The sequence below is a fragment of the Alicyclobacillus sp. ALC3 genome (assembly GCF_028751195.1).
In the GTDB taxonomy this organism is placed as follows: domain Bacteria; phylum Bacillota; class Bacilli; order Alicyclobacillales; family Alicyclobacillaceae; genus Alicyclobacillus_L.
The window spans coordinates 2,771,020-2,788,951 of sequence record NZ_CP066784.1 but is presented as its reverse complement, the minus strand read 5'-3'; the positions used below and the strand labels follow the sequence as shown (position 1 = coordinate 2,788,951).

15 protein-coding genes and 1 riboswitch are annotated in these 17,932 nt (G+C 54.9%); of the genes, 4 read left to right on the top strand and 11 right to left on the bottom strand.

Annotated features, from left to right (window positions below; all coding sequences use genetic code 11):
• Window positions 1-643: 643 nt before the first annotated feature.
• Entirely contained in the window at window positions 644-994 is a 351-nt protein-coding gene (locus JC200_RS12955) for a hypothetical protein (protein ID WP_274432115.1), read from the top strand.
• A 317-nt stretch (window positions 995-1,311) separates the two neighbouring features.
• Here JC200_RS12955 and JC200_RS12950 read toward each other — a convergent pair whose 3' ends face one another.
• The 10 genes from JC200_RS12950 to JC200_RS12905 form a co-directional block, all read right to left on the bottom strand.
• Window positions 1,312-3,201 carry a hypothetical protein gene (locus tag JC200_RS12950; protein WP_274432114.1) on the bottom strand — a complete coding sequence of 630 codons (1,890 nt, stop codon included), beginning with the start codon at window positions 3,199-3,201 and terminating at the stop codon, window positions 1,312-1,314.
• Window positions 3,198-3,413 carry a hypothetical protein gene (locus JC200_RS12945; RefSeq protein WP_274432113.1) on the bottom strand — a complete coding sequence of 72 codons (216 nt, stop codon included), beginning with the start codon at window positions 3,411-3,413 and terminating at the stop codon, window positions 3,198-3,200. The genes JC200_RS12950 and JC200_RS12945 overlap by 4 nt, the downstream gene beginning before the upstream one ends.
• A complete protein-coding gene (locus tag JC200_RS12940; protein WP_274432112.1) occupies window positions 3,410-4,612 on the bottom strand; it encodes a CpaE/TadZ family protein in 1,203 nt (400 codons plus the stop codon). Before JC200_RS12940 ends, JC200_RS12945 begins: the two co-directional genes overlap by 4 nt.
• A gap of 49 nt (window positions 4,613-4,661) precedes the next feature.
• Window positions 4,662-5,570, bottom strand: coding sequence for a type II secretion system F family protein (locus tag JC200_RS12935; protein WP_274432111.1), 909 nt, complete (start codon window positions 5,568-5,570; stop codon window positions 4,662-4,664).
• A 30-nt stretch (window positions 5,571-5,600) separates the two neighbouring features.
• A complete protein-coding gene (locus JC200_RS12930; protein ID WP_274432110.1) occupies window positions 5,601-6,536 on the bottom strand; it encodes a type II secretion system F family protein in 936 nt (311 codons plus the stop codon).
• Window positions 6,527-7,924 (bottom strand): TadA family conjugal transfer-associated ATPase, encoded by a 1,398-nt coding sequence (locus JC200_RS12925; protein WP_274432109.1) that lies wholly within the window; start codon window positions 7,922-7,924, stop codon window positions 6,527-6,529. Before JC200_RS12925 ends, JC200_RS12930 begins: the two co-directional genes overlap by 10 nt.
• A gap of 18 nt (window positions 7,925-7,942) precedes the next feature.
• Window positions 7,943-9,154, bottom strand: a complete 1,212-nt coding sequence (locus JC200_RS12920) for a CpaE/TadZ family protein (RefSeq protein ID WP_274432108.1) — start codon at window positions 9,152-9,154, stop codon at window positions 7,943-7,945.
• A gap of 56 nt (window positions 9,155-9,210) precedes the next feature.
• A complete protein-coding gene (gene cpaB, locus JC200_RS12915) occupies window positions 9,211-9,900 on the bottom strand; it encodes a Flp pilus assembly protein CpaB (RefSeq protein ID WP_274432107.1) in 690 nt (229 codons plus the stop codon).
• Between the two features lie 236 nt (window positions 9,901-10,136).
• Entirely contained in the window at window positions 10,137-10,331 is a 195-nt protein-coding gene (locus JC200_RS12910; protein ID WP_274432106.1) for a Flp family type IVb pilin, read from the bottom strand.
• A 308-nt stretch (window positions 10,332-10,639) separates the two neighbouring features.
• The gene (locus JC200_RS12905) at window positions 10,640-11,218 is read right to left on the bottom strand and encodes a TadE/TadG family type IV pilus assembly protein (RefSeq protein WP_274432105.1); all 579 of its coding nucleotides are present in this window, start codon (window positions 11,216-11,218) and stop codon (window positions 10,640-10,642) included.
• A 225-nt stretch (window positions 11,219-11,443) separates the two neighbouring features.
• Between JC200_RS12905 and JC200_RS12900 the strand changes: the two genes are divergently transcribed.
• Together JC200_RS12900 and JC200_RS12895 are read left to right on the top strand one after the other, a co-directional pair.
• Window positions 11,444-13,081, top strand: coding sequence for a pilus assembly protein TadG-related protein (locus JC200_RS12900; RefSeq protein WP_274432104.1), 1,638 nt, complete (start codon window positions 11,444-11,446; stop codon window positions 13,079-13,081).
• A 140-nt stretch (window positions 13,082-13,221) separates the two neighbouring features.
• Window positions 13,222-13,309, top strand: a riboswitch (cyclic di-GMP riboswitch).
• A 72-nt stretch (window positions 13,310-13,381) separates the two neighbouring features.
• Complete coding sequence (locus JC200_RS12895; RefSeq protein WP_274432103.1) at window positions 13,382-13,759, top strand: response regulator; 378 nt, start codon at window positions 13,382-13,384, stop codon at window positions 13,757-13,759.
• Window positions 13,760-14,184: 425 nt separating this feature from the next.
• Here JC200_RS12895 and JC200_RS12890 read toward each other — a convergent pair whose 3' ends face one another.
• Window positions 14,185-15,378, bottom strand: a complete 1,194-nt coding sequence (locus JC200_RS12890; protein ID WP_274432102.1) for a D-alanyl-D-alanine carboxypeptidase family protein — start codon at window positions 15,376-15,378, stop codon at window positions 14,185-14,187.
• Window positions 15,379-17,055: 1,677 nt separating this feature from the next.
• Between JC200_RS12890 and JC200_RS12885 the strand changes: the two genes are divergently transcribed.
• Window positions 17,056-17,826 carry an alpha/beta hydrolase gene (locus JC200_RS12885; RefSeq protein WP_274432100.1) on the top strand — a complete coding sequence of 257 codons (771 nt, stop codon included), beginning with the start codon at window positions 17,056-17,058 and terminating at the stop codon, window positions 17,824-17,826.
• The last annotated feature ends 106 nt before the right edge of the window (window positions 17,827-17,932 follow it).

The window sequence follows — 17,932 nt, the reverse complement described above, 5'->3', positions numbered from 1 at the left end:
GGTCCAATAACGGGCAAATAGAGTAGCGATGCTCTGACACCTAGCCACAGAGCGTATGGGTGACTCTGGCGACAGTTTTCAATTCATGTGGTTTCTCGGCTGGTTTTGGCACGCTCTCCTTCATGGTTAAAACTCGTATATGTCTCGTGAGATGAATTATCTGTGCGGCATAGAGCTCATGTCGGCCCGCCAAGGCACGATCGCGTTTCTGCGACGCCGCTCCTTGTCCTTTGTCGTGGCAGAGTAATAGAGCGTTTTTTCAAACACTGGTGTCTTGTGAACACTGTGTCCCGGTAGTCGGCCAAGCAGGCATCGTCGCCCTGACCTGACAAAGTGGGCTTAAACAAATGCACAACTGTATACCCTAACAACACCATATGCTTGGTGAAGTTCCGGCTATGGTACCGCACAATCAGGTTGTTCGCGATGGTCACGACGATGGGTGTGGACAACAGTGAACAATGCCATCGATCACATTTTCCGGAAGACTGTAGTTTGCTCTTTCTGATACGTACAAACCTCCCATCCCAAGTTCCTGAAGTCCTAGGTCGTGCTGCACGAACATTCGACAACAGCGGTTCCTGTACGGGCCTAATATGTCGTAAAATGAAAAGAGAGTAGTAGCCAAAGGAGGCGGACAACCGTGACCAAGCGGATCCTTTCCTACAGAGTGTTTAATGTCGTATATGTCATGGCAATTGCCCTTATCATTACCATCCTGTTAGGCGGGACAGCCACCCACCCAGGACTTGTGCTCGGCCTTGTCACGCTCGTTTTCGGGTTGCAGCTCCTCACCCGAGTTCTGACGTACGGTGGAGACGCGTCTCTCATCCACTTAATCGTCCTCGTCGCAGTCGTCGTGTTTGCCATCATGATGGTGACTATTGGTGGAGATGCGCGTGAGCTCTGGGTAAGCACTTGGTATTTGCTTTGTTCCATCGGCCTGCTGGCGGATGGGGCGTTGCGTCGTAATTCCCGATTGGACAACTTTTGAATCCGGAGAATCCATCCGTAATTACTTAAAAAACCATAGTGTTTTACGGAAAACAGTTCCCTGTCTCCCACGAGACAGGGAATTTTACTGGCTGCTCAAATTTAGTGATGAAAAAAATCCCACACAATTTACAGCTGTTCGACACAAGCAAGCTCAGTCTCGATGATCTTCCTTTGACACAAGCCAGTCAGCCGGTAATCACCACTCGTACCGTCGCAGGCCTCATAACTCGTGCCTGGTCTAACCTATAACCTATGTTAATGAGCATCGCTTCTAAGGGTCTGTAGTAACAGGTCGTGCACTTCCCACTTTGCGTTTCAGTGCACAAACCCACTTGCCGTTCCCGATCTTGTAGGCCCAGCCAGGTAAGCTTGGTAATACACACCGGGATTAGGTGCACTGTTCAGCTTCACCACCCCGTTCGCGTCCGTGTGCAGCATATATGTCCGCTCCACTTTACGCGACGTCGCGTTCACCGCTTCAATCCCCACCGGGTAGTCTTTGATGTGGACAGCGTTCCCACCTTGTTCGATGACGGCCGCCTCAATTTGGTTTCCAGATCGGGCAATCGACAAACGCCACTGCATGGGACTGAAAGGCTTACTGACAGTGACCATCGGTGGGTGTTTGGCGTACAGGTTCACTGTAAACGCACTGTTTAACGAGAGAGCGTAGCTCAGACTCGATGACTGCACAGTGACAGTCGCTGTCGATCCCGCTGGAATCTCACGAGGCCCCTCTATCCGGGTCCAAAGCGGGTCTAGCGTATTGTCGAACACCGAGACGTTTGGCGAGATCGGGCGATCCGTGCGGTTACGCACCGTGATCGCAATTTGGTCAACTCCGTGCAGCGCATTCGAATAGTCTAACTGCGCTCGTATGACAGTAAGTGGGGCTGGCAGCGCAATCGCGACGACAAGCGTGAGCAGAGTGGGCACGTAGACCAACGTCGACCAGCGCTTACGCGGTTCTGTGGCCGGCGTGGTGTTCGCACGCTGGAACATCGTGATGAAGAGTACCGGAAAAACATCCATCAGGTAGATGGGGAAGGACCGCGTAGGCAGGAACAACACAAGTGCCGGGATGATAAACAGAAACCGCTTGACGATGTCGTAGTTGAGCAACTCGTCCGCTAGGAATCCGCACCACAGCAGCAGGCCGGCTAGAGTGTAGAGCGACAGGTATGCACCACCTAGGTGGAGGTGGAGCGGAAGTTGTATAAGTCCTACACCACCTGGCAGCAAACCTGATGTTATCGGTGCAAGTATGTCCTTTAGCCACGCGACGGGACTCCAGATGATGAAGACAATGTTGGGGATGATGAATGCTGCTGTGGCGGCGACTGCAAACTTCAGCGTTTGCCGAACTGACTTCGTCTCGCGGTACACGGCGATCAGCATGACGGGGAACAAGAACCATGCAGTTTGCTTAATTGACATTGCCAGACCGAGTGCGATAGGTGGCAGAAGCGAACGCCACCCGCTACGTTCAAAGGACAGTCGCCACTGCCAGGCTAGAAAGATGAGCGGCGGCATTAGCAGGCAATCAGAAAAGCTAAAGATGAGTATCTGAAAAAAGTACCAGAACGCCCCGAGCCAGAGCGATAGTGATTTGTACGGTGATGGAAGCGCGAAATAGAGAATCCACGCGCCGATTAGCCAACAGACGGCATTGACGTACACGCCGGAAAAGGATGTTAAGCCGACGAATGGTGCGTACAGGAGAAACGATAACGCGGGGTACGATAAATTCGTCAATTGTCGGTTGTCCAGAGTGTACGTCCAGTGTATCTGCGGCACGTGGTACATGGAGAGGCTTGGCGCAAGTGTAGTTGTATACGGGTTGTAGCCGTGGAAAAGCAGGTAAGCCGCATACTGATCAAACGACATCTCGTCCGTGCTGTACTGCGGAGAGACCGTGATTTGCGCGTGGGCAAACAGGAGCAGCGCGATGGAGAACAAGGCAAGTAGAACCCACTCTAGGTGTCGGAACACTCCGTCACCGAGGCGCGTGGCCAGTGCATACGTGATGCTTAGCAGGATAGCGGAAATTAACACAAGACTGAACGCGGTCATAAGAGCAGAAGCGCCAGCAATCTCAAAAGCAAGAATGAGTAACTGTAGGGCTGACATCACAATTAAGACTTTACGCGTCAATTGCTTGTGACTCGATGCGGTGTCGGCCAGTGTTGGCTGCGATTTGATCAAGCCCTTGTGCATCCTTCCGTGCCAGGTTCAGTCCCATGCACCACGAGTTCGTGGACTAGGTCGAGGCCGACTTGGAGATGTAGGTAGTGCGGCTTGCAGACGACGTCCGTCCCCGCTTCTCTGAATGCGCGCGGAAGTGTGCCTCCCGCCCCACAGGCACGCGGTGTGTCATCGAGGCCAGGGTGTACATGCGCCTGGATATCGACGGTCATTTGACTTTGGTCTCGTCGGACTCTGCTGCAACTGCGACCTCTGTCTGCGCGTTTCCGCGCCGAGTGCCTGCGATGGACTCCGCGATGGCTCTAAATGACTTCGCTAACGCCGACCGAGATTCAAGCGCGAGTGGAGTTCCTCGATTCGTTGCTTGTTCGGTGCGGCGAAAATCGTACGGAAGCGTCAACTCAATCGGGCTGTGTAAGAGGCGGCCGCAGTCCTGCATGCGCACACCGTGCCGCACACCAACGCAGTTGAGAATGTGTGTCACCTTGCTCACGTCGTAGCCAAGACGAACGAACAACTCGCGTAGCTTGTTGTTGGTGGAGAGCGTGGAGAGGTTTGGTGTACTCACCATATAGGACATATGAGACATCTCGAGCACTGCGAGGCTGTATGTGTCCACGACCGGTGGCAGGTCGACGACCACAATCTGAAAGCAGCGTTGGAGAGCCTGCAACACAACGCGAACCAGTGGAACGCTGAGTTCCCCAATGCTCGTGCTGAACTTTGGCGCACAGAGCACGGCGAGTCCGGACGAGTGCCATTCAACAAACTCCATAATCCGCGCCGGGATGTCCTCAACCGGTACCTCAGCCAAGTCAGACAGTGTGTGCTGCGGTTCAAGGCCAAGAAACAATTCCGTGCCCGCTAGGTCCGCGTCGAGATCGACCAAAACCACGTGCTTCCCCATTTGGGCGAGCGTGACTGCCGTGTTCACGGCGATTGTTGTCTTGCCGACTCCGCCTTTGCCGCTGATAAAGCTCGCAATGCGCGGCTTATTCGTAAAATGGTCCATCAGCACGGACAAGGTTTCACGCTTTTGCCGCCGCTGGCTGCGGTCGTGGATTTTCTCCAGTTCCGCCTGCAACACTGCAGGTTCAATTGGGGTGGCCAAAAAGTCGTTCGCTCCAGCCCGCAAGCAATTGCGGACGTAGTCCGGGTCGCGCGGCGCGGCGAGAATCACCAACATCGCTGGCGGACAAAGCTCGCGGATTTCATGAATGCGGGCGAATTCACTCCCAGTTTCCTTCGGGTTGTACAAAATGATGTCCGGCGTGGCGAGGCTCAACTGTTGGCGGGCAACTGTAAAGCTCGTAGTCAGTCCGGTCACATCCATGCCCGCACACGATTCGAGGAGTTCCTTGAAAGGAAGGTTCTTCGCCTCGTTTACGACATACACCTGCATTAGGTCCATCTACGCATTCGCCCCCTCTCAGGAAGTCGCTCGTTCCGGTCAGCCATCGTTAAAGTCCACCCGTATGTTTGAATAGCTGCACGATATGGAGGACAGCCGGCCCGAGGATGACGACAAACAACGCCGGGAAGATGAACATAATGAGCGGGAACAGGATTTTGAGCGGCGCTTTGGCGGCCTGTTCCTGAGCCGCCTCGCGTTGCTTGCGGCGAACGTCCTCGGCCTGAATGCGCAACACCTTTGTGAGACCGATGCCAAGTTTGTCTGCTTGTACCACGGCGGACACAAACAGTTCAATCACATCCACACCTGTGCGTTCCGCGAAGCGCTGCAGTGCCTGCAACCTGGGGGTGCCAAGCTGCATCTCGTGCAGGATACGCTTCGACTCCTCCGCCATTGGACCTTTTGCCTCTTCTGCCACTTTACTCATCGCCTGGTCGAAACCAAGGCCCGCCTCCACGCTGACAGTGAGCAAATCTAGCGTGCTCGGCAGTTGTTTGCGCAGAGTATTCTGGCGCTGTGTGATACGGCGCGAAAGCATGAAATCCGGCATAATCCAAGCCAGGATAATCACGGCCAGACAGATGAATAGCGCCTTCGGCTGGTGCCCGCTCGTAATGAAAACGACGATACCAAGTACGACACCGCCGATGACTGTAAACAGTTGCAGTGAGATCCATTCGCCGACTGTCAGCGAACTGTGCGCGCGGAGCAGTCGCGTTTGAATCCGCTCCAGACGCTTGCGCGGCCACCGCCGGATCCACGACTGCGTGAAGGAACCGAGAATGCGATGCCAGATAGCCACCCGCGGTTGGGCGGATTCAGGCCGTTTGCGCAGGTCGGCTCCCTCAAAAACGTACTCCACAAGCCTGTCCCGCACGCGCCGTCGTCGTACTGTCAGGAACGAGAACAAGAGGTAAAACCAAATCGCGAGCGTCGCGAAGATGAGCCACTTCATTCCCTATCCCCCCTCCCCGAGCGGTCAACGTCAGGTTTCGATGTTAACAATCTTGCGGATGATGAAGTATCCGACAATTTGCATTATTCCTGCGCCTATCAACATAGCGATGCCGATTAGAGACTGAAATAAGATGCCAATGTAAGTGGGGTCGATGACATAGACAAACGTACCCACGCCAACTGGCATAGCCATGAAGATGATGCCAGACATGCGCCCTTGAGCCGTCAGCGTCTTCACTTCGGCCTTCAACCGGACGCGTTCACGGATTGTGATGGAAATCTGGTCGAGCACCTCTGCCAGGTTACCGCCGACCTGACGCTGAATCAGGATGGCCGTGACGATAAGGCCAAAGTCTTCGCTTTGAATCCGCATCGCTGCCGACTTTAAAGCCGTATCGAGCGGGACGCCGACGTTCATCTCGTTGAGCACCCGCTTGAACTCTTCCTGTATTGGCCCATGCATGTCCTCCGTGATGACTTGCACCGCCTGGAGGAACGAGTATCCCGACCGAAGCGAGTTCGCCGCAATCGTCAGCATATCGTGCAGACCTTCTTCAAAGCGCCGCTTGCGGCGGCTACCTCGGGCACGGACGTAGAACAGGGTAATGACAATGGACACGAGGAACACGAGCAGGGCGCCGACAATCCCCTTGAACAAAAAAGCCAAGATGGCAATGCAAAGCGTGATCAGCAGCCAACGGACCAGAAAGTCACGCGGCGCGATGTCAAACTCGCCCTGAATCAGAGCCGTTTCGAGATTCGTCATGAAGTTGACCTTGACCTGGAGACGGTTCCCGGGCCGTTCCGGCCGCTGTCTGCGCCTAGTTGCTTTGACAGTCCTCTCTTTCGGGTCAAGCGCTTCAATCCTCAGAGCGACCCGGCGGCGCGTAGCCGTCAACAATGTCGACAGCGCGTAGACGAACAAAAACACCGCAAGGAACACGAGAACGTACGCTAGCGCCACGATTCTTCGCTCCTTTGAAACCACTCGAAATCGATTGCGTAGCCTTGGTCGCGCAGGCGTTCGATGAAACTCGGCACGATGCCCGTCGGCACATGCTTCCCCTGCACCTTGCCGTTCTCGTCTCGGCCGTACTCATCGAAGCTGTAGATGTCCTGCAGTACGATGTTTTCGCCCTCCATGCCGATGACCTCGGACACCTTGATAATTTTGCGAGCGCCGTCACGCAGACGTGCCTGCTGTACGACCACGTCAATTGCGGAAGCGATTTGCTCGCGAATGGCGCGTACCGGCATTTCGATCCCGGCCATCAACACCATCACTTCCAGACGCCGCAGCGAGTCACGCGGCGTATTGGCGTGGACTGTGGTCAGCGAGCCGTCGTGACCGGTATTCATTGCTTGCAGCATGTCGAGCGCCTCACCCGACCGGACCTCGCCGACGACAATGCGGTCAGGGCGCATACGCAAACTATTTTTGACCAAATCGCGAATTGTGATGGCGCCTCTGCCTTCAATGTTGGGCGGCCGCGTCTCGAGTGTCACAACGTGATCCTGATGGAGTTGGAGTTCAGCCGCATCTTCAATCGTAACAACACGCTCGTAGTGTGGAATGAACGACGAAATCACGTTCAAGGTCGTCGTTTTACCAGAGCCTGTACCGCCCGACACAAGCACATTCAGGCGCGCGGAGACGCAAGCTTCCAGAAACTCGCTCATCTGCGCAGTCAGGGTGCCAAAGCGAATCAAGTCTTTCGCTTGGTACGGATCCTTCGCGAATTTTCGAATGGTAATCGTCGGGCCGGAGAGTGCTAGCGGTGGAATAATGGCGTTCACGCGTGAACCGTCGGCGAGGCGAGCGTCCACCATCGGTGACGACTCGTCGATGCGCCGCCCGAGCGGAGCCACGATTTTTTCGATAATCCGCATCACGTGAGCGTCATTCAAAAACGTAATGTTGGTTAATTCAAGCTTGCCGCTTCGCTCCACGTACACTTTCTTTGGCCCGTTGACCATGACTTCGCTAATGCCGTCGTCATTAAGCAGGCCATCGATTGGACCGTACCCGAGCGCTTCTGCCTTTAACTCGACAGCCATGCGCTCGCGCGCGCTGCGGGACAGTGGCGGGTCGGCTTCTTCGATAATGCGCTGCACGGATGTGTCGAGGTCCTCTTCATTGCCTGGACTGTCTAGAATCACTTCGACGAGTTGCTGGTGCAGGCGGATCTTCCACTCTTCAAAGATGTCCGGTGCAGAAGGCGCCGACGGTTTTGTCGGTCGCTCCCGCGCTTCATCCTCCTGATCGAACGTCTCGACTGGCACAGTGCCACGGCCGTCAAACGAGCCTTGGCGCTTCGCCTTTTCCTTCTCCAATCGGTCAAGCAAGGACATGGTTGCGACTCCCCCTTACTACCCGCGTTTGAGCGTTTTGCGCCTGAGGCCAGGGAGTTTGGTCACTGGTTTCGCGTCATCGCCGACAATCTTCTGGACCAAAGTGAGTACTTGCCTGGACAACTTGCTCATCTTCGACCCGATCACGAACGGCACCCCTTCATTGCTCGCAGTCTCCACAAAACGGTAATCGTCATCCATCTCCCAGAACACGTCTTCGTCGTACGTCTGCTTAACATCTTGAATCGTGACACCATTTTTCACATTGCCGCGATTGACGATGTGCTTCACTTTCGCGGCGTCGTACCCGAGGTCTGTGAACAATCGAGCCAATGCCTTGTTGCTTTTTAGCACAGCCACATTCAAGGTATCCACCATCAGTATCTGGTCCGAGAGTTCCAGCGTGGTGAGCAAAATGTCGTTTACGGTTGGGGCCGTGTCGACGATGATGTAGTCATAGCGCTTCTGCAGTGACTGGAAAATGACGCGCAGGTCGGCAGGTTGAACGAGTTCCATCTCTTCCGGCAGTCGCGGCGCACATAGCACTTTCAAGCCGGAATCATGCTTGACCAGGTACCGCTCCATAACCTCCGGGTCAATCTCATTCATATCGTTCGTCAAATCGGCGATGGTGCGGTTCGGATTGATGTTCAGCAACATGTGGTCAATGCCCGACTGTAAGTCCAAGTCGACGAGAACGGTTTCCTTTCCTCGTTGAGCCAAGCCCACCGCGGCATTCACTGCAATCGTGGATTTGCCCACACCACCCTTGCTGCTGACAAGCGAAAGAATCTTAACTTCATGCGTATACTGATCGGTCAAAATTGCTTCCGAGGCCCTTTGGTGCATGGCCCGGTCGAGTCGATACACGTCTTCGATCGTCTTCAACAGCATGTCGCCCGTCACAGGCATATAGAGGTAGTCGCGAGCACCCGCGCGCATGTACTGACGCACATAGTGCCAGTCGCGGTGTTCCGACATGACAATGATTCCGACCTGCGGGTGTTGTAGCGTGATTTGCTCCAAATCCCGGACGTTGTCCGTGATTTCCTCTGGCACCGCCATGACGATGATGTCTGGCGAAATGACCTCCAGTCGCTGCAGCGCTTCGCGGCCGTTGCGCGCTTCGCCAATGACCTCGACGCCGTGCGAAGTGCCGATTAGACTTTTGGTCTTTTGCCGTTCGTCGTATGATTCGTCAATCAGTAGAACTTCAATGGTCTCAGCCATTGGCCGGCACCCCCTGTTATTCCGCCTTTAGACCCGCACAGCTTGATCCGTGAGAACTACTTCGTACCTTGGATCAGGACGTGCAGGTTACCCGGGGAAGTCCCGTTTCCGACTATCGCCGTCGAGACCAGTTTGGCAAGCTGCTGTGCCTGTTGCGGCGTCACAATGACCGTAAGGGAGTCAGCGCCGGACGAACCCGCCGGCTGTGTATCAGCACCCGCCGCCGCCTGAACGTGATCGACGTACAACACTTTTAAATTGGACATCACGGTCGACGCCGTTGCGCTCGGCTGACCGTAGAACAACAAGTCAATCTTGTCACCCGGCAATACTAGATAGTCCGAACCGGCAAGGGCCGAGTTCGGAATCGTGAAGGTCACGTCTCCGACAGGGACGGTGTTCGCAATGTTCGCCTGTGCAGCCGTCTCGTACATCCCTTGGATGACTTGTTGGCCTGTAACCCAACCAGTCGATGCATACTGCCCAATCACCTGGCTTGGGTCGGTCAACGCTCCGTGCTCAACTGACCCAGCAGGCACCTGTTGCACCTGCACGTCTGCCGAGGTGATGACTGTCAACGCCGGTATATTCTGAGTGACAACGACGACTGGTGAGGTGGTTGCAGTCACGGGTGCGGCGATATTGCTGCCACCTGCCTTGGGCAGAGTTTTAATGATTACAAGTGTCGCAATGAGCGCCAGCACGAGCGACACAAGCAACAGGATGAGGTTGCTGCGCTTAGCCATAGTTGCCTCCTTCACGCCGTCTCATTACGCGCGAAGCGACCGCTTTACTGATGTTTCTGCGGTCGGCGGTCGCACGAACAACGGACGGTGAAAACACCGAACAGTGCGTATATGACAATGCCCCATCCCTAGGCACGAGATAAGGTGCCGCGGACCAGATGGGGTGTTTCAATGTACGGAATAAATGAAAGGCGTCCCGCCCGCCCGTGACAGGCGAGCAGGACGCGGTCCTACACTTACGCCACGTTATTGACTGTGTTCGCGACGTTGCCAAAGATCTTGCCGATGCCGCCACCGAGAAATATCAGTGCGCCGATCACAACGACCGCGATAAGAGCGATGATGAGACCGTACTCGACCATACCCTGGCCTTCTTCGCGGTTCTTCAGCGATTGCATCCAGAACCAGCTTTTCCACATGAATTTTTTCACCGTAACCCCTCCTGCTTTCTACTTTCTGTTGGAGAACACAGAGATACATAAGACCTCTGACAACAGAAACCGTCGACCACATACCCTTCACCCGGACGATGGTGCTTGCAAGCGGAGACTGTGCCGAGTGACCTTTATCCGCTGTTTCGCGGTCGTCTATGTATGATGGCCATAACTATAAAACTACCAAGTTTCGACTCTATTATATAATCGACGGCAACTTCGTCAAGTAGGCACAATGATTAAACATTCTACAAATTTAGTTAGGTGGGTTGTTCTGGGTGTTGTTTGGTCGCAGTTCGGTTGCCTTACGGACATGTCGTGGTCGACACCATTTTCACCGTGTTGGCAGACTCGTCTGTTGGTCTCGTCGCATTAGACGGCTGTGGGTCCTCTACTAACATTGAGTACGCTTGCTTGATCGTCATGGAAGGTGGCAAGAGACCTGGGATTGGGACAATTGGGTTGTATGTCATCGCTACGGTGACCGTCACAATGCTGTTTGCCCCTGCAGTCCCATTGGGATTCGTAACGATGGTCGGCGTCGGCGTCAAGACCTGCTTGGCACTCGACCCTGAACCGGTTGAGAGGCCTACGCCCTGGTTGATTTGATCATCGACCACGCCATAGACTGTCGCGCTGGACCCGCTTTGAATCTGCGCTTTGGCACTGTCTCCTGGGCAACCGAGTGTCGCCCCAATTGACGCGGCCCGCGCGCCGATGCGAGCTGCCTGTTGAATCGTCACGTCAGCATTAATATACAGGCCGAAGCTGACGATACCCAACACGAGTAGCAACAGGATAGGCAGCACGAGTGCAAACTCAAGCAGAGCCTGTCCATGTTGCTGCGAAGTCAAACGACGAAGCCCTCGGAACCAGTGCACCATCGATAAACCACCTTGCTCAGGCAACAACCGTGCCAGTCGGAATCTTTTTACCTGCTGTCATTATGTCTCACTGCGTCGATTTTGCAATAGATTTGGTTGCGAAGCTCACTTTTGTAGAAGATTACGGAGAAAAACACTGACAAAATCTATCATTCAGTTTATGCTATGGGTAGGGGTATAATATCGGGTTTCGGGGGTTTGCTTTCGCGAAAGAAGGGTGGATGAATGAAAAGACGTTTTCTACCTGCGGTTCTTTCGAGCCGCAAAGTCGGAGCATTTTGGCGTCGACTCCACTTGCATCGCGACGATGGACAAGTGCTGGTGCTTTGGGCGCTTGTTTCGCTTGTCGTTTTAGGCATAGCGGGACTTGGCGTCAACCTCGGCGTCGTGTACTACAAAAAAGGCCAACTGCAGAGCGCTGTCGACGCAGCAGCCCTGGCTGGCGCGCAAACGGCAAGCAAAGGGGGCAGCGCAAGCAGTTCGCAAAGCCTTATTTTGAATAACGCCCCTGGAGCGAGCGGAACCGTGTCGCTTAACACCACGAATCCGTCAGAAGTCGTAGCAACCGCGACTCAGACTGTGTCGGGCGGTTTCGCGGCCTTGTTTGGCTTTCCGAAGTTTTCGGTCAGCGCCAGGGCTGTCGCTTCGTATGGACCAGGTGAGGCGTTTAATTACGCTCTGTTCTCCGGTTCGCCTACTTCAAACCTCCAAATTGGTGGCACAGTCAAAGGAAGTGTGCATTCGAACGACACGATATCTATCTCAGGCGGCACAACGATTACCGGAGATGTCAACGCGACAGGCGCCATCAATGTCCCGAGTTATGAGGCTCCGCAGTTCAAGCTGAGTCCGCACCAACCGTCCTTGCCGATGCCGCAGTGGAACGTACCGAGTCCACCCACAATTGCGGCCATCCCCGCCCCGCCGAGCGGCGTTGCACCGAGCAGTACAACGGTTACTGTGACGAACACAGCCGTTAACGCGGTTTATGCCACAAGCGGCGCCAGCGTGAGAATATCCAACAGCGAGGTCTCTCAAGGCGGTGTCTACATAAGTGGAGGGGGCAGCTTGACGGATAGCGGCGGTGGAACAAATTCCATCAGAGCAGCTATTAACGGAGACATTGTTGTAAGCGGCGGCGGGAGCGTCAACATCGGCGGCGGAATTCCGGTAAACGGGAGTATCTATGTGACTGGTGGAGGAAGCGTCACACTTCAGGGAGACGTCAACGTAAGCGGAGGTATCTACGTGAGCGGTGGCGGTTCCATTTCCGTCGGCGGTGGAGACAGTGTCGGAGCCTTGCCGAGTTCGGCTTTTCCAGGCCACAATCCGGTCGGGATATTTAACGACGGCGGCTACGGCGTGACCAATGCTTCCATCACCGTGGCTGGCTCGAGCAATAATGTTGACATCGCTGGCGATGTCATTGATGTCGGGAGTCATATTGACATTTCTGGTGGTATCAATGTCAATGGCAACATCTTGGCAACCGAAGGAAACGGGTCATCCAGTTCTGGTATCACCTACGGCGGTGGCGGAAGCGTAACAGGGTACGTCATCGACCAAGGGGGCTCAATCAGCTTAGGCGGCAGCACGACGTCCGGCGCTCAGCCGGGTCTGACCGTAGCGGATTTCCCATACAATCACCAGGGAACCGAGGAAGGCGGGGCGGGAATCACCATTGGCGGCGGCGGCACGTTCACTGGCGTCCTATACGCACCAAATGGCTCGATAAGCCTGGGCAGCAATCAAGTGATCGGTTCTGTCGTCGGTCAGTCTTTGTCACTTGGCTGGACGAACGTAACGTACGACGCTGCCGTCGTGGACAAGGTACCGTTCCAGACGATTTCTCTCATTCAGTAGGAGAACCACCCCAGGAAATGTCCAGTGAACAGCCCAATCGCGCATTTCGCGGGTGGGCTGTTCTCTTCTGCGACAGGGCTTTGATCTCTCCACCCTCTTGCTAAATTACAGAATACGACATATAATTCCACCAATCGACAATGTGATCAAGGCATACCCGTGCGAAAGCCGGGGACGCAAAGCCATGGGTCTACGGGCACATCAGCCTATGACCGCCAGGTTGCCACGACCGCGTACATACTAGACATGTGGATGCGCACCTGGAGGCCGATCTCGTCAAGTTGAGAAAGGGGTATTCGGGTGCGCGTTCTTGTAGTAGGCGGTGAAACGAGTTCAACCGATGCTGCCACGTCCGTCTGGCACGTCCAGCGCGGCATCGAAGTCGTCGCCGCTGTCGGCGAAGTGTTCAACGCATTTCAGGCTCTCGAAACAGAACTAATTGACGCAGTGGTCATAGACATGGACGCAGACCCTCTAGGTGGACTGGATTTATGCCGTTTCGTCCACCGCACCAAACCTCATCTATTTGCAACCATCTGCTCCTCGGACGACTCCAGGGAGAACCGTACCATCGCAGAATCTTGCGGTGCCCAACACTTCCTGGCAAAACCCGTGTCGGACGCTGACATCAGGGATTACGTCAGCATCTATCGGCTGCGTTCTGGTGCACGTCCATGAAGCAACGTCCCGTCCTGCCCGCGCCAACCATTCGGTGCCGCGTGTCGTGCGGTCGTGGTTTTCGACATCACGAGGACGGTCAGGCACTAGTCCGAGTGCAGTCGATGCAGCGGCCCTCGCAGGGGCACAATTCGCCAGCAAGGGCGGTAACGCAAGCAACGCAATCTGTACGTCATCGGTGGGGGCAACCCCAACATAACCGGAAACTGTGCAATCAACGGCAATATTGTCGTTGAACGAGGCAACGGCGCATCGAACATCACGATGAGCGGCAACAACAACGTCACGTATGATCAGTCTGCTGTGAACGCAACGCCCTTCCAAAGCATTGCGTTGGTACAGTAAAGGCACCTCCGCCCAGTGGAATTCCACCGACCCGAGGTGCCTTGATTTTATTCATGTTGGCTTGTTGTGACCAAACAGTTCTACCTCTGCAACTTCCACTTCCACGTCGGTGTCTTAATGACGCCCGCACTGCGTAGTGGCACATCCGCAGTTTGCGACCCTGCTGAGACCACCAAGTGCCCCACCGCCGTGTTGGCTGCGAGTGTGGGTCCCTTTGGCGCGGTTGCCTTCACGGTCTCCTTGACGACCATACCTGGCCAGCCGATGAAGGACACGCCCTTCGTGGTCATCACGTCGGCGTTCTGTCCCCAAGGCGCCGTGATGGCGGCGGCCTTCGCCCCGCTCTGAAGCACCGACACTTGTTGCAGATTCGCTTGCGCCTGCTGTGCCACCGAGACGCCTGCGTTGAGTGCGTCGGTCAGGATGGACAGACCTTGTTGACCAAGCACGGCGCCGATGATGAGCACTGGTTTGCCGTTGATTTTCGGCTGTGTGGCGAACACGAAGTTGCCGCCGGCTTGCGGCATGCTTCCCGTTTTGATCCCGATGATCCCGGAGTGCCCCAGCACGTAATCTGTGTTGTACTGGGTTGGACCGTACGGCAGTGTCACCTGCGGCTTACTAACGATGCTCGCAAATGCCGGGTTGGTCATGTCGATCTCCGCCAGCTTGATTTGGTCGAGCGCGGACCCGACGGTGGCTGTGTTGACACCAGCGGGATCGGCATAGTGCGTGCGGTTCATGCCGAGTTGCTTCGCTGTCTGGTTCATCTCAGCCACAAACTTCGACACGCTGCCAGCGTTCCACTGCGCGAGCAGTGTCGCGATGTTGTCGCCCGAGGGCAACAGCAGCGCTTCGAGCAGCTGGCGCTCGGTTATCTTCTCGCCGAGAGCCACAGGTGCGACCGAGTCTCCCTGCGCGTTGTCTGAGTTATAAGTTGCGACGTCGGCAGCCGTAATGGTAATCGTCGGACCAGTCGCGCCGATTCCCAAGGGGTGATTTTTCAGCGTCAGATACGCCGTCATCATCTTGGCGACGCTCGCGAGCGGCATCACTTGGTTGCCGTTTGACGAACCCATCACGCCAACGCCTTGTACGGCGACCGCAGCAGACCCCTGGCTTGGCCAGTTGATCTTCAGCTTCCCCGGCACCTTGTACGACGTGGGTTGCAGGGTTTTCATCTGCAGACTGGGCAGCGGCCGGAAGTATTGGTAAGCTGCGGCGGCAATAACGAGGACGACCAAAACGAGTGTGGCGACAGCGGATCTTCTCATGCAGTCAAGTACCTCCTGGAATCTAGGGGATGCTGGGGTGACAATTTGCTACGGTGACAATTTGCTACGGTGACAATTTGCTAGGCTCACAATTTGCTAGGGTGACTATACTATGGACAGCTTACCACGGTCATATGGTTCATGGGTGGGTCGAAATTTGGAAAAGTGGTTAAAAGTGCGTCGAACAGTGTCGACGAATAGACGTCTGCAACCCCTGCATTGTTTCGTAGACTGCTGCTCTGAGTGACTGGGGATTGGGGGGGCTGGGGACTGGGGACTGGCAACTGGGGACTGGCAATCTACTTCGCCTGGCTGTGGCACCAGCGGGCTCGGGGTGGGCCGGGCTGGGCTACGACCATCACGGCGTTGCCAACCTTGGGTGCATGTCAGCTCGGGGTGAGCTGTAGGTGTCAAAATGACATCTATTTGCGGACTCCCTTCGCTGTAGGTGTCAAAATGACACCTACACCATTTCGTCCTTGCACGTAAGTGTCAAATTGACACTTAGCCAGTGCAGCAGTGGGCTCGGGGTGGGCCGTAAGTGTCAAATTGACATCTATTTGCGGACTCCCTTCGCCGTAGGTGTCAAAATGACACCTACACCATTTCGTCCTTGCACGTAAGTGTCAAATTGACACTTAGCTGGTACCCCAGGGGGTCAGGGAGGGCTGTAGGTGTCAGAATGACACCTATTTGCCGACTCCGTTCGCTGTTGGTGTCAAAATGACACCTACACCATTTCGTCCTTGCACGTAAGTGTCAAATTGACACTTAGATGGTGCCCCAGGGTTCAGGGAGGGCTGTAAGTGTCAAATTGACATCTATTTGCGGACTCCCTTCGCCGTAGGTGTCAAAATGACACCTACACCATTTCGTCCTTGCACGCAAGTGTCAAATTGACACTTAGATGGTGCACCAGTGGGCTCGGGGGGACTGTAAGTGTCAAATTGACATCTATTTGCGGACTCCGTTCGCCGTAGGTGTCAAAATGACACCTACACCATTTCGTCCTTGCACGTAAGTGTCAAATTGACACTTAGCGGGTGCCCCACTTCGCTGCAGGAGGGCTGTAGGTGTCAAATTGACATCTATTTGCGGACTCCCTTCGCTGTAGGTGTCAAAATGCCACCTACACCATTTCGTCCTTGCACGTAAGTGTCAAATTGACACTTAGCGGGTGCCCCACTTCGCTGCAGGAGGGCTGTAGGTGTCAAATTGACACCTACTTGCGGACTCCCTTCGCTGTAGGTATCAAAATGACACCTACACCATTTGGTCCTTGCACGTAAGTGTCAAATTGACACCTAGCTGGTGCCCCACTTTGCTGAGGAGGGCTGTAGGTGTCAGAATGACACTTATTTGCGGACTCCATTCGCTTTAGGTGTCTACTAGTGGAGATTCTAGGTCGGAATGGTGCTATCTGAACAAGATCACGATGGTCATTAGCGCCAGTATGGCGCTATGCACCCAATACCCAGTATGACGCTATCCGAACGAGATCACGATGGCCGTACCCCGAACCCGTAGCCCGAACCCGTAGCCCGAACCCGTAGCCCGAACCCGTAGCCCGCAGCGCAGTTACATCCTCGTAGCGAAGGCAAACAGATGACCAAACACCAAGATTTCTTTATAATAGGATAAAATAGATTGCCAGGTAGGGGAAAGGGCGATCGAAGAATGAAGGTTCAGGTCAGCATTCCGAGTGGCTCTCGCACATTACGCGGCATCGTACACACCCCCGATGCCGAAACTATCAAGGCAGTGGTCTGCATTTATCCGGGCCTCGGCGGCACGAAGGTCGGGCCTCACAGACTCCTTGTCCAAATTTCCAACGCGCTAGAGGCTGTTGGCGTAGCCTCGGTACGTTTTGATCTCACCGGGCAAGGCGAAAGCGACGGAGAATTTCACGAAATCTCGAGCGAGTTGTGGGAGGAGGACGTCCAATCAATCTTCCGATATATTGAAGACAGCGAACAATTGAGTGGCTTAGAGGTCATGACGCTCGGATTTAGCCTCGGCGGAATTGTCGCAGCGAAAGCCGCGGCGTCCAGGGCGGACTTGGTGACCGGGATCATCATGATGAGTCCAGCCCTCAATGTCGCACAGCTGAGTCAAGACATGCTGAAACAGCTCCCGGAAGGCGCGCAGACCGTCAACTTTGCCGGTAATATTGGTACTCGCGATGGTGCGGAGGCATATGCAAAATCTGACCCCACAGAGGGCTTTCAACACATCCGGGCACCCATTCTCATGCTGAACGGGACGGCTGACAGCATGGTGCCGAAAGACGTGTACCGAGCATTCGCACAGAAGTATGTATCCGAGCCAGGCATCCACCTGGAACTTGAAGGTGCAAACCACTCCTTCAGCGATGGAAACTTCACCGGGTTCCTCACATCGGTGATTGGCAACTTCGCACGGCATCGACAGGTGATTCCGAACCAATAGTCCACTCATCCTAGTAGACCTGCAAATGGAGCCACTAGATGAGCCACTAGATGATCTACTAGAAAGGCCCCGTTGCCATGCGAAAATTATCAAGACCAGCCGAATT